General features: G+C 74.9%; 10 protein-coding genes. 4 read left to right on the plus strand and 6 right to left on the minus strand.

The window, feature by feature from the left end; all coding sequences use genetic code 11:
* Positions 1–90 precede the first annotated feature (90 nt).
* Positions 91–1,989 carry a S41 family peptidase gene (locus HD593_RS42610; protein ID WP_185108224.1) on the plus strand — a complete coding sequence of 633 codons (1,899 nt, stop codon included), beginning with the start codon at positions 91–93 and terminating at the stop codon, positions 1,987–1,989.
* A 174-nt stretch (positions 1,990–2,163) separates the two neighbouring features.
* Positions 2,164–3,009, plus strand: a complete 846-nt coding sequence (locus HD593_RS42615; RefSeq protein ID WP_185108226.1) for an LLM class flavin-dependent oxidoreductase — start codon at positions 2,164–2,166, stop codon at positions 3,007–3,009.
* 72 nt (positions 3,010–3,081) lie between these two features.
* On the opposite strand, the gene HD593_RS42620 is transcribed toward HD593_RS42615, so the two are convergent.
* Positions 3,082–4,431: an NsdA family TPR-like regulatory protein gene (locus HD593_RS42620; protein WP_221525270.1), complete on the minus strand. Its 1,350-nt coding sequence runs from the start codon at positions 4,429–4,431 to the stop codon at positions 3,082–3,084.
* Positions 4,432–4,539: 108 nt separating this feature from the next.
* Here HD593_RS42620 and HD593_RS42625 point away from each other — a divergent pair, with 108 nt between their 5' ends.
* Entirely contained in the window at positions 4,540–5,991 is a 1,452-nt protein-coding gene (locus tag HD593_RS42625) for a hypothetical protein (RefSeq protein WP_185108227.1), read from the plus strand.
* Positions 5,992–6,055: 64 nt separating this feature from the next.
* Here HD593_RS42625 and HD593_RS42630 read toward each other — a convergent pair whose 3' ends face one another.
* Both HD593_RS42630 and HD593_RS42635 read right to left on the minus strand, forming a co-directional pair.
* Positions 6,056–7,279 (minus strand): sialidase family protein, encoded by a 1,224-nt coding sequence (locus tag HD593_RS42630; RefSeq protein WP_185108228.1) that lies wholly within the window; start codon positions 7,277–7,279, stop codon positions 6,056–6,058.
* Between the two features lie 59 nt (positions 7,280–7,338).
* On the minus strand, positions 7,339–8,022 hold the full coding sequence (locus HD593_RS42635) for an NAD(P)-dependent oxidoreductase (RefSeq protein ID WP_185108230.1): 684 nt from the start codon (positions 8,020–8,022) through the stop codon (positions 7,339–7,341).
* A gap of 91 nt (positions 8,023–8,113) precedes the next feature.
* Here HD593_RS42635 and HD593_RS42640 point away from each other — a divergent pair, with 91 nt between their 5' ends.
* Positions 8,114–8,821, plus strand: coding sequence for a TetR/AcrR family transcriptional regulator (locus tag HD593_RS42640; protein ID WP_312904119.1), 708 nt, complete (start codon positions 8,114–8,116; stop codon positions 8,819–8,821).
* A gap of 15 nt (positions 8,822–8,836) precedes the next feature.
* Here the strand turns inward: HD593_RS42640 and egtE are convergent, their stop codons facing one another.
* From egtE to egtC, 3 genes are read right to left on the minus strand one after another with little or no spacing between them, the layout of a single operon-like run.
* Positions 8,837–10,183: an ergothioneine biosynthesis PLP-dependent enzyme EgtE gene (gene egtE / locus HD593_RS42645; protein ID WP_185108232.1), complete on the minus strand. Its 1,347-nt coding sequence runs from the start codon at positions 10,181–10,183 to the stop codon at positions 8,837–8,839.
* Positions 10,180–11,160, minus strand: a complete 981-nt coding sequence (gene egtD / locus HD593_RS42650) for an L-histidine N(alpha)-methyltransferase (protein WP_185108234.1) — start codon at positions 11,158–11,160, stop codon at positions 10,180–10,182. Before egtD ends, egtE begins: the two co-directional genes overlap by 4 nt.
* A 20-nt stretch (positions 11,161–11,180) precedes the next feature.
* Positions 11,181–11,888 carry an ergothioneine biosynthesis protein EgtC gene (gene egtC, locus HD593_RS42655; RefSeq protein ID WP_185108236.1) on the minus strand — a complete coding sequence of 236 codons (708 nt, stop codon included), beginning with the start codon at positions 11,886–11,888 and terminating at the stop codon, positions 11,181–11,183.

Raw genomic sequence — 11,888 nt, forward strand, 5'->3', positions numbered from 1 at the left:
CGGTGGCGGCCCTATCACTCCCGGTGAAAGCGTGCCGGTATTCGAGCGCGGAAGGGTTTCCGCGCGGACGACCGGAACGGGTGGACGAAGATGACCGAGCCCACGAGCGGCGTCGCGAAGCAGGAACTGGACGACTTCCTTCGCACGGCGGACAAACTCACACTCGACGACAGGAGACTCCTGGTTCAGCAGGCGCTGGTGCTCATCGAGCAGAACTACGTGCATCTGCCGCTGAAGGCCGCGATGCACGCGGTGAACCCGGTGCAGCGGCTGCGGCTGCTCGCCGTGCGCCTGAGCAGGCAGACCCCGCAGACCATGGGCCCGGAATGGCGCTTCCACGCGGAACTGTCCGAGATCTTCCACGCGGTACGCGACCTGCACACCAACTATCTGCTGCCGCAGCCGTTCTCCGGCAGGATCGCCTTCCTCCCGTACCTCATCGAGGAGCACTACGACGGCGAGCGCCGCCACTACGTGATCACCCGGACGCTGCAGGGCTTCTCCGCCCCCGGCTTCGGCCCCGGCGTCGAGGTGACGCACTGGAACGGCATCCCGATCGACCGGGCGGTGGAGATCAACGCGGGCCGGTTCGCGGGCAGCAACCCGGCGGCCAGGCACGCGCGCGGCCTGCAGTCGATGACGATCAGGCCGCTGCGCGTGCACGTGCCGCCGGACGAGTCCTGGGTGGTGCTCACCTACGTCGGCCAGGACGGGATCCGCCGCGAGCTGAGCGAGACCTGGCGCGTCGGCGAGAACCTGCCGCCGTTCGTGAACGCCGACGAGCTGTCCGTCGCCGCCACCGCCCAGGGCCTCGACCTCGGCGCGGACGAGATCTCCCGGGCGCTCAAGCTGCTGTACGTGCCCGAGGCCGTCACCCCGCACGAGAGCCTGGGCGGCGCCGAGCTCGCCGCCGAACCCGCCGAGGCAGGCGCGGACGTCCCCACCTCCATGCCCGGCTTCTTCCGCGCCAGGAGCGTCGTCACGCCGTCCGGCACGTTCGGCCACATCCGCGTGTTCAGCTTCAGCGTCAACGATCCCGACGCGTTCGTCCGCGAGTTCGTCCGGCTCATCGGGCTGCTGCCGCAGAACGGCCTGATCCTGGACGTGCGCGACAACGGCGGCGGGCACATCTTCGCCAGCGAGTTCCTGCTGCAGACGCTCACGCCGCGCCCGATCGTGCCGGAGCCGACGCAGTTCATCACGACGAACCTGAACCTGCGGATCTGCCGCCAGCACCAGGAGAACCCGACCGAGCAGATCGACCTCGGCCCCTGGTGCCCGTCCATGGAGCAGGCGCTGGAGACGGGCGCCGTCTACTCCGGCGCGTTCTCCATCACCCCGGCCGGCGGGGCGAACGCGATCGGCCAGCAGTACTTCGGCCCCGTCGTGCTGATCACCAACGCGCTCTGCTACTCGGCGACCGACATCTTCGCCGCCGGCTTCCAGGACCACAAGATCGGCAAGATCCTCGGCACGGACGACAACACCGGCGCGGGCGGCGCCAACGTGTGGACGCACGAGCTGCTCAAGCTCCTGCTCGAACTCCCCTCCCCCGCCCCCGAGACCCCCTACAAGCCGCTGCCGGGCGGGGCCGGCATGCGGGTCTCGATCCGGCGCACGCTGCGCGTGCACGACCTGGCCGGCACGCCCGTCGAGGACCTCGGGGTGGTGCCCGACTTCCGGCACCGGATGACCCGCAGGGACGTCCTTCAGGGCAACGAGGACCTGCTGGCCAAGGCCGGCGAGATCCTCTCCGGGCAGCCGGTGCGGCGGCTCGACGTGCAGGTCTCCGCCGCGCAGGTGACGCTCACGACCGCGCTCGTGGACCGGGCGGACCTCTACCTCGACGGCAGGCCCGCGGCGTCGGTGGACGTGAAGCAGCAGGTCACGACCGTGCCGGCGCCGGGTGCGGGGACGGCGCACGTCATCCGGGTGGAGGGGTTCCAGGGCGGCGAGCTGGTCGCCTCCCGGACGATCCTGCGGCCTTGACCGTTTCCTGGGGCCCCGCGTCCGTGCGGGGCCCCGCGCGGCTGCTGTAGAGTGATCAGCACTCGAATCAGCGCTTTCCAGAAGTACGCCGCAGAGCGGAAGCGCACACCCCGCGCCACGGGGTGCCGAAGGGGCGGCACGGTTCTTTGCCGTCTCTTCGTTCGGAGGAATTTCATGCACGTCGGCCTCGGCCTGCCCGTCACCGACCCCGAGTCGCTGCTCGACTGGGCCAGCAGGGCCGAAGCGGGCCCCTTCACCACTCTGGGCCTGCTCGACCGTCTCGTCTACGACAACCCCGAGCCGCTGGTCACGCTCGCCGTCCTCGCCGGCGCCACCACCAGGATCCGGCTCCAGACCGAAGTCCTCCTGCCGCCGCTGCGCGAGACCGCGCTGCTCGCCAAGCAGGCCGCGACCCTCGACCGGCTCAGCGGCGGCCGGTTCGTCCTGGGCGTCGGCATCGGCGGCCGGGCTGACGACCACGTGGCCGCCGGCACCGACCTGCGTACCCGCGGGCGCCGCATGGACGAGCAGCTCGCCACGATGCGGCGGCTGTGGGCCGGCGAGCCGTACGGCGAGGGCGCCGGCCCCATCGGGCCCGCACCCGCGCGGCCGGGCGGGCCCGAGGTGCTGATCGGCGGCTTCAAGCCCCGCGCGCTGGAGCGGGTGGCCCGCTGGGGCGACGGCTTCCTGGCCGCCGCGCCGCCCTCCTGGGCCGGCGGGCTGTTCGACACCGTGCGCGCCGCCTGGAAGGCGCACGGGCGCGACGGCTCGCCACGGATCGTCGCCCAGGTCGGCGCCGCCATCGGGCCCGAGCCCGTGATCGACGAGGCCCGGGCGGCGATGGGCGCCTACTACGCCTCGTCCGGGGTTGCGGACTACATGGTCGCGGGGATGCTCACCACCCCCGCCGCCGTCCGGGACGCCGTCGCCCGCCTCGGGGATCTCGGGGCGGACGAGGTCATGCTCTACTGCTTCGGCCGCGACCCCGGACAGGCCGACCGCTTCGCCGACCTCCTCTGAACCGGCCACATCGAGCGCGCCCGCACCAAGCCGCCCACGCTGAGCCCTCTGCGCCGAGCCGGCCGCGCTGGGTCAGGGATGGTCGCGGCGGGACACGGCCGTGTCCGCCTCGGCGACGAGGGGGCTGGCGCGGTGCCGCTGCCAGCCCGCCCGCAGGCGGCGCAGCTCGGCGTGCACGCGGGCCGACGCGATCAGCCGCATGTCGTCGCTGAGGCCCAGGACGGTGACCGCCGCCTGCTCCGGGTCGCCGGCCCGGAGGCAGGCGTGCGCCGCCCGCAGCCCGATCAGCACCCGCGTGCGCAGCTCGACCGGCCGCCGCGCCTCCATGGACGCGGTGAAGTGGCGGGCGGCGGTGGCATGGTCGCCGAGCTGGGTGAGGGTCAGGCCGATCTGGTGCTCCAGGGACTCGCGCCGGTAGTTGCCCAGCCACTCGGTCTCCGGCGGTGAGTCGGCGCGTTCGAGCTGGGTCTCGGTGCGGCGCAGCAGGTTCAGCGCGTCCCAGCGGGTGCCGGCCGCCGCGTGCGCCTCCGCGCGCATGCCGGTGATCCAGGCCAGCGTACGCCGGGGGCCGTGCCCGCCGAGGGCCGAGGCGGCGGCGTCGGCCAGCGCCAGCGCCTCGCCGTCGTGGCCCAGCTCGGCCGCCTGCACGGCCATGCTGCGTAAGGCGGTCGCGCGCAGCAGCAGGTCGCCGGCCTCGTCGGCGAGCCGCACCGTGCTGATGTAGTAGCGCTGGGCCAGGACGTTCGCGCCCGCGTCCATGGCCATGTACGCGGCCAGGTAGCTCAGCTCGGCCGCCGCGGTGAACAGGTCGGGGCGGGTGCGGCCGCTCGCCCGGTGCAGCAGGGGTGTCACCTCGCGCGACAGGTAGGCGGCGACGGCGGCGCGGGCGTGGCCGCCGCCGTACTGGTCGTCGAGGTCGGCGAAGGCCGCGGTGGCGGCGCGCAGGCGGGCCACGTCGCCGGCGCCCGCGCGGGAGGCGTGGCCGGGCACGCTCGGGATGCCGCGCCTGACGGCCAGGCCGGACAGCGCGGCCAGCGTGAACGTGCCGGCGGTCAGCACGGTACGGCGGTTGAGCAGGTCGTCCTCGCCCAGCGTGGCCAGCCGGGCGACGGGGTCGCCGCGCCAGGGGTCGTCGGCGGGCGGGGCGACGGCGGGGTCCGGCCAGCCGAGGTGCCGCGGGGAGAGGTCCGGCCGGTCGAGCCGGCGGCGGAACGCCTCCACGGCGGCGTGCACCGCCTCGGGCCTGGGCACGGTGCCGGTCAGCCAGTGCCCCACCGCCGAACGGTCGTAGTGGATGCGCTCGCCGCTCTCCGCCGCGACGGCGTTGACGTGCTGCGCGGTGGCCGCGTGCGTCCAGCCGGCCTGCTCGATCAGCGCGGCCAGGGCCCGGTTCACGACGGGACGGGTGCGCCGTGGCGGCATCTCAGCTTCACATCGCTTCACATCGCGGTGCCCTCGACGATGCGCCGTACGCAGCGCACCGTCAAGAGAGCGGACGGTGACGTGACCGGCGGACGGCGAGGAGGCGGAATGGCGGGGATGGACGGCGCTGCGGCCGAGGTGGCGAACGCCGAGCTGCTGGCCGCGCTGGCGGGCAGGCCACTGGTCGTCGTCGACCGGTACAGCACCGCACTGCGCGCCGGGTACACCGGGCCGATGCCCATCGAGGCGCTGCGCCCCGCGCTGGGCATCGGCTGCTACTCGGCGTGGGACCCGGCGCTGCCCGGCATGGTCGTCGCCGCGGAGGAGCACACCGGCAGCCGTTCGGTGCCCGAGCGGCGCGGCTGGCTGCGGCGCGTACGCCACGACGCCGCCCGGCACCTGGTCAAGCTGGACCGCCCGCCCGTCATCGCGACCTGCCACGCGGGCGCGGAGCTCCAGGAGCTGGCGGGCGCAGGCGGCACGGTCGCGGCGATCGACGCGGGCGTGCGGGCCACGATCGAGGCCAGGCACCTGTTCGACGACCTGCTGCGGGCGGCCGGGGTGCCGGCCGTGGCGCGGATCCGCTGCGTACCGTTCGAGCGGCTGCCGAGCCTGGCGGAGCTGCGGCGCGCGGTCGGCTCGGAGCGGGTCGTGGTGCAGGCGGGCGGCGTCTCCGGCGGGCGCGGCACCGTGATCGTCTCGGGCGACGAGGACATGGCCAGGGCGGCGCGGCTGCTGGGCCCGTACCGGGTGGCGGCGTACGTGGACGGCTGGCCGTGCGCCGTCACCGCGCTCAGCGTCCCGGACGGCGCGGGCGGGGTCGGCGTGTACGTGGACCGGCCCTCGCACGAGACGACGGGCGTCGCCGAGCTGGGCGCGGGCCCGCTGCGCGGCGCCGGCCACGACTGGTCGCGCCCGTGGCCGGTGCCGGCCGCCGCGCTGCTCATCGAGTGCGCGGAACGCATCGCGCTCTGGGGCTGGCGCAGGTACGGCGTCGCCGGGCTGTTCGGCCTGCGCGGGCTGCTCACGCCGGGCGAGCGGGTCTACCTGTCGGCGATCAGGTGGCGCTGCGACGAGAGCACCGAGGTGTCGGCGGTCAACCAGCAGGCCGTCGGCGTGCCCCCGTTCGTGGCGGCCCACCTGGTGGTGATGCTGGGCGGGCGGGTGAGCTGGCTGGCGGACCCGCAGGAGTTCAACCACGTCAGCCTGCTGCGCGCGACCCAGCGCGGCGGGCCGTTCTGCATGCGCCTCCGGCTGCGCGGCCGGTCCGCCGTACGGGTGGCGGCCGGCCAGGGGCCCGGCGTCTACCGGCTGGACCGCGACGACCACCCGCGCTGGGTCCGCCGCGCCGCCCACCCATCCGACGCCCGCGCCGATCAGGGCGAGTTCCTGCTCGCCGGCCTGCCGGCCGCGGACGTGGTCTGCCATCCCGGCGCGGACCTCGCCACGATCGAGGCCGTCACGGACGGCGCGACGCGGCCCTTCCACGGCCCGGCCGCCGCCTCCCCGTTCACGCGCCGGGTGTCGGCGGCCGTCGAGCGCCTCTTCATCCCCTGCTGAGCCGCGCCGCTCCAGCCGCCCGGGCCGCTGCGGGCGCCCGGACGAGCCGCTTCGTCTCGGCTGCTCAGCGCAGGCCGATGGCGCTCTCCCAGAACCAGTTCCACCGGATCTCGTCGCGGAAGCGGGCCGCGCCCGCCTCGTACAGCACGCCGATCGCGCCGTTGCCGATGAGCGTCAGGTCCGAGTACCCGGCGTGGTCCCCGTCGATCCGCACGCCGGCGTTGTTGACGGTGCCGTTGTAGTCGCGCCAGGTCGCGCCCTCGTCGAAGGAGGAGCGCACGTTCATGCCCACCGCGTTGTTGTCGGTCTTGGGGGTGGCGGGCGCCGACAGCAGGATGCGGCTGTAGCCGGCGGTGTCCCAGCGCTGGCGGAGCAGGGCGGGGTGGGTGGGCGGGGCGGTGATGGCGCCGTCGGCGCGGAAGCCGCCGTCGAACGTCAGCCCGCCGTCCCTGCTGACGCCGCGGGCCAGGCCGTGCACGGAGGTCTGGTCGTCGGGGACGGCGCCGTTGCGGGCGATCACGAGGATGCTGCCGTCGGACAGCTCGGCCAGCGTCTGCTCGCCCAGCTTGAGCACCGACTTGTCGTACGTGGCGGTCGCGCCGATCTTCCATGAGCCGCCGTGGTCGTCGCTGTAGACCAGCCGTACGCTCTGCCGGCTCCCCACGGCGAAGTAGACGGGCACGACGAGCCGGCCCGCGTGGTCGCCGCGCGTGAGCTGGATCCCGTGCCCGGGGCCCGTGGCGAACCAGTCGCCCGCGCCCGCCGGCGCCTTGATCACGCCGGACAGGTCGTCGGGCGCCGACCACGTCCGCCCGTCGTCGGTGCTGACCTGGACCTTCGGGACGCGGGGCGTCGTCTGGGTGGCGGTCGGCTCGGAGGTCGTGAACAGGAACACCGGACCGGTCGAGTCGGCCACCACGGTCGCGTTCCCCTGGAGTGCCGCGCCCGCCGTGCTCGCCAGCACGACCCTGCTCGCCTCCCAGGTCACGCCGTTGTCGGTGGAGCGGCGCATGACGACGTCGAACGCGCCGTGGTCGGCGCAGTTGTTCCTGTTGCGCCGCTCGGCGAAGGCGAGCAGCACGTTCCCTGCGGTCTTGACGACGGCCGGGAGCCGGTAGCAGGTGGTGACCCTGGCCCCGGTGGCCGGGTCGGTGCTGGTGAACTGCTTCCACAGGGTCTGCTTGTGCCAGGTGTGGGTGGGCGGCTGCGCGGCCGCGGCGGGCGAGGCGGTGACCGCCACGGCCACGACGGCGGCGATCGCGGCGCCCACCGTGCGTAATCTCAGCATGATCTCCTCCATCTCGCAGACGATGATCCCCGCGCGCGCCGCACCACCAACTTCCCGGATCAGTAACCGACGGTGAACCGCCGCTGAACGTGGCGGGGCAGCTCGGCCTCGTCGAGGACGGCGACGGCCAGGTCCTCGGCGGAGATGTCGCTGGTGCCGTCCTCGCGGACCAGCACCTGGTCGCCGCCCACCCGGAACCTGCCGGTACGCCCGCCGGGCTCGACGCGGCCCGCCGAGGGGCTGAGGTAGGTCCAGTTGCGGTTGGACAGGCGGTAGAGCCCCAGCGCCTCGCGGTGGGCCAGCACGACCTTGACGTACTCCTCCGGGACGCCGAGGTGCTCCGGCAGCCCCTCGGCGAAGCCCTCGGTGTCCACGACCTGGAGCCCGGGGCGTACCTCGAGGCTTCCGGCGCCTCCGACGACGATCAACCGGGCGGCGGGGTGCGACTCCAGCGCCTGGAGCAGCGACCGGGCGGCGGCGGGCAGCACGTGGGCGTTGGCGATCGTCTCGGCGATGTCGCGGCCGGCGTTGAGGGCGTTCACGATCACGTCCAGGCCCGCGATGGCGGTGGTCACGCCGGGGACGTCCAGGACGTCGGCGACGCGCCACGCGACCTCCCCCGCTTCGGCGGGGAACCGGGAGCCGTCCCTGGTGAACGCGGTGACGTGGTGCCCCCGGCCTACCGCCTCCGCGACGATCCGCGACCCGATGACCCCCGTGGCGCCGAACACTCCGATGCGCAATGAAACCACTCCTCTTGGTACGGCGTTCAGTTGCTGAACGGCGTGTAGTAAGTGAGCACAGCTTAGACACTGAACGCGGTAGGGTGTCAACGTGATCGAGGGGAGCAGGCGGGAACGGCTCCGGGCCGAGACGGCCAGGGAGATCAAGGAGACGGCCATGGCGCTGCTGGCCGAGGGCGGTCCCGGCGCGGTCACGCTGCGGGCCATCGCCCGCCGGATGGGGATGACGGCCGGAGCGCTGTACGGCTACCACGCCACCCGCGACGACCTGCTCACCGCGCTCATCGACGACGTCTACACCGGGCTCATGGACGAGATCGACCAGGCGTGCGGCGCGCTGCCCGCCGGGGACACCGCCGGGCGGCTGCTGGCGTGGGCGGAGACGTTCCGCGGCTGGGCCACCGCCAACCCCGAGGGGTTCCGGCTGGTCTACGGCGAGCCGGTGCCCGGCTACCGGCCGCCGCCCGGAGGGCCCGCCCCGGACGCGGAGCGCCGCGCCTGCGCGGGGCTGGTCTCGCTCGTGGCCGCGGCGTGGCCGCACGCCGCGGGCCGGCAGCCCCCGGGCGGGCACGACTGGTCCGACTTCGGGCCCGGCCTCGCCGACGAGGTCCGCGCGTCCCATCCGGGGCTGCCGCCCGCCGCCGTCGCGGTGGCGCTGCGGGTGTGGGGGCGCATGCACGGGCTCGTCGCGCTGGAGGTGCACGGGCATCTGCGTACGCAGACGCGGCATCCGGAGAAGCTGTACCGGGAGGAGATCCGCGACCTCATCGCCTCCCTTGGGTTGTCCCCCGACCGGTGATCCGGCCGGACCCGGTCAGGCGGTGAGGACGCGGGCGAGGGCTCGCAGGGTGTCCAGCGAGGTGCCGGGTGGCGGGGAGACGCGCAGGACGGGCTCGCGCAGGTGCAGCGGGGCGCGGGCCGTGGGCACGACGCCGACCAGCAGGGACGCCTCGGCTGCGCGGGCGGCGGCGCGCTCGGCCGTGTCGCCCGGCGGCGGGGTGAGCGTGACGAGGGCCGAGGGCTCGTCGAGCGGCTCGGCCACCCGCCAGCCGCCCGCCCCGTCGAGCAGGCCGCGCGCCGTGCGGCCCAGGTCGGCCAGGTGGGCGTGGACGGCGGCCGGGCCCAGCGCGTGGTGCTCCTGGACCGCGACGCCGAGCCCCACCCTGACGGCGATGGGCCCCTCCGAACTCTCGTAACGCGCCGCCCCCTCCACCGGCGCCACCTCGCCGCACCCAGGCGCTGCCCCGCCCCGTGTCCGGGCGCCGGTCTCCGGCCACGGCTCGTCCCAGGCGGCGCCGGGGTCCGGAGGGAGGCCGGTCCAGACGTGGCCGCTGAGAGTGGGGGCCGGGGCGTCCATGGACGGGGACGGGGCGGGCACGATCAGGAAGCCGGTGCCGCGCGGGCCGGCCAGCCACTTGCGGGAGGTGCCGACGTAGGCGGTGGCGCCCGTGCCCCGGACCTCCACGTGCCCCAGCGACTGGCAGACGTCCAGCACGAACGGCACCCCCGCCGCCCGGCACAGGGCTCCGATCTCCGCCGCCGGTTGCACGACGCCGTGGTGGGAGCCGAGGTGCGAGACGACCACCAGATCCAGCCCCGACGCCAGCCTGGCCCGTACGCCGTCGGGGTCGATGCGGGCGTCACCGTCCACCGGCAGCTCCACGAGCCGCCAGCCGTGCCGGATCGCCAGGCGGCGCAGCAGCATCAGCGTGCTGCCGTACTCGGTGCGGGCGCAGCCGACGCGGCTGCCCGGCCCGAGCCGCCAGCCGCCCAGCAGCGCCGCCATCGCCGCCGTCCCGCTCTCCAGAAACGCCACCTGCCCCGCCCCAGCCGCACCTCCCGCCCCCACCGGGGCGGCGTCGTCCGGTCCGGGGCCGACGAGGGCGGCCAGGGCCGCGCGGGCGGCGGTGAGGTCGGGGACGGCGCCGTAGCCGCCGCGTTCGCGTTCCAGCCGCAGGTGCGCCGTCATCGCGTCGAGCACCCGATCGCTGGGCACGTTGCACCCGGCCGCGTCGAGATGCCCGGGCGGCACCACACCCCGCGCCGCCCGCCACCTCCCGGGCACCGCCTCCACCCCGAGCCCGCCCCCGAGGTCGGAGCCGGGGCCGGGAGGGGTGCCGGGCGCGGGACCGGGTGCGGGTGGCGGGGTGCGGGTGGTCACGCCTCGGCCAGGATCAGGGCGAAGTCCTCCGACGGGTCGGTGTAGTGGCGGCGGACCCCGAAGCCCGCCGCCGCGAGCTCCGCCCGCAGCCCCTCCGCCCGGAACTTGGCGCTGATCTCGGTCCGCATCTCCTCCCCCGCCTCGAACGACACCGCCAGCCCGAGCCCGCCGACCCGCACCCGCATCTCGCGCGTGGCCCGCAGCCGCATCTCGATCCAGTCGTGCCGCTCGTCGTACAGGGCCACGTGCTCGAACGCCTCCGGCTCGAAGTCGGCGTCCAGCTCCCTGTTGATCACGCGCAGCACGTTCCTGTTGAACTCGGCCGTCACCCCCGCCGCGTCGTCGTAGGCGGCCACCAGCCGCCCCCTGTCCTTCACGAGGTCGGCCCCGAGCAGGAACGTGTCCCCGGCCCGCAGCGTGGCCCGCAGCTCCTTGAGGAACACCGCGCGGGCGGCGGGTTCGAGGTTGCCGATGGTGCCGCCGAGGAAGGCCACCATCCGCCGCCCGTTGCGGGGCAGCAGCGCCAGGTGGCGTTCGAAGTCGGCGCACACGGCCCGTACGGCCAGCCCCGGGTAGCGCCCGGCCAGCCGGTGCGCGGCGGCCTCCAGGGTGACGGCGTCCACGTCCACCGGCGTGTAGCCGCGCAGCCTGCCCGCCGCCGACAGCGCGTCCAGCAGCAGCACGGTCTTCTCGCTGGTGCCCGAGCCCAGCTCGACCAGCGTGTCCGCGCCGGAGACGGCCGCGAGGTCGGCGGCCCGCGCGCGCAGGATGGCCAGCTCGCGCCGGGTCGGGTAGTACTCGGGCAACCGGGTGATACGGGAGAACAACTCGCTGCCGGCGGCGTCGTAGAACCACTTGGGCGGCAGCCACTTGGGGCTGGCCGTCAGGCCGGCGGTGACGTCGTGTTCGAGGGCCTGGCGCAGGTAGTCGCGGTCAAGATGGCTGATGACGCGCACGGTGGACTGGGTGACGGGCACGAGGCCTCCTGGAGACGGGTTCACAACGGCTGGACGGTCACGTCGTCGCGGGTGACGGTCAGCAGGCTCCGCTCGGGTACGGCCTGCCAGCCCGGCAGGTCGTCGAGCGGTTCGCTGGCCACCAGCACGCCGTCGTGGAGCCGGTGGTGGAACAGGGTGTCGCCCCAGACGGTCGCGGCGATGGCCGTGCCGTCGGTCGCGAGCAGGTTCAGGCGGGCGGCGGGGTCCTTCTCCCCGGCCCGTACGACGACGTCGGCCAGCGCCTCGCCCAGGCCGGCGCCGGCGCGCCCGCGCTGGAACACGGCCCCGGCGACCCAGGCGGCGTCGCACGTGCTCTCGGCGGCGTCGCAGAGGTCCTCGACCGCGTCGCGGGCGACGCGGCCGTTGTGGCTGAGCAGCCAGGTCCGGTCGGTGAACGGCGCGGTGGCGCTCTCCTCCACCGGCATGCCGACGGTGGCCGAGCGCACGGCGGCCAGCAGGCACGTCGAGCGGGCCACCGCGGACAGCCCTGGCAGGTTGGCGTCGGTCCAGATGGGCACGGAACGGCGGTAGCGCACCGGCTCGGGGCGTCCGGGGGCGTACCAGCCCATGCCGTACCCGTCGGCGTTGATCAGCCCGGCCCGCTGGCGGCGGGGCGCGTACGACTGCTTGAGGAGCCCGTGCTCGGGCTCGTCGATGAGCGAGGCGAGCGGGCGCTCGGCGCCCAGCCAGGCGGCGTGCCTGCACAT

It is taken from the genome of Nonomuraea rubra (assembly GCF_014207985.1).
GTDB lineage: Bacteria > Actinomycetota > Actinomycetes > Streptosporangiales > Streptosporangiaceae > Nonomuraea > Nonomuraea rubra.

What these genes read in the sequence shown, in the direction of transcription:
- HD593_RS42610 (WP_185108224.1), top strand. Translation starts at nt 91, where the DNA reads ATGACCGAGCCCACGAGCGGCGTCGCGAAGCAGGAACTGGACGACTTC.
- HD593_RS42615 (WP_185108226.1), top strand. Translation starts at nt 2,164, where the DNA reads ATGCACGTCGGCCTCGGCCTGCCCGTCACCGACCCCGAGTCGCTGCTC.
- HD593_RS42620 (WP_221525270.1), bottom strand. Translation starts at nt 4,431, where the DNA reads ATGCCGCCACGGCGCACCCGTCCCGTCGTGAACCGGGCCCTGGCCGCG.
- HD593_RS42625 (WP_185108227.1), top strand. Translation starts at nt 4,540, where the DNA reads ATGGCGGGGATGGACGGCGCTGCGGCCGAGGTGGCGAACGCCGAGCTG.
- HD593_RS42630 (WP_185108228.1), bottom strand. Translation starts at nt 7,279, where the DNA reads ATGCTGAGATTACGCACGGTGGGCGCCGCGATCGCCGCCGTCGTGGCC.
- egtC (WP_185108236.1), bottom strand. Translation starts at nt 11,888, where the DNA reads ATGTGCAGGCACGCCGCCTGGCTGGGCGCCGAGCGCCCGCTCGCCTCG.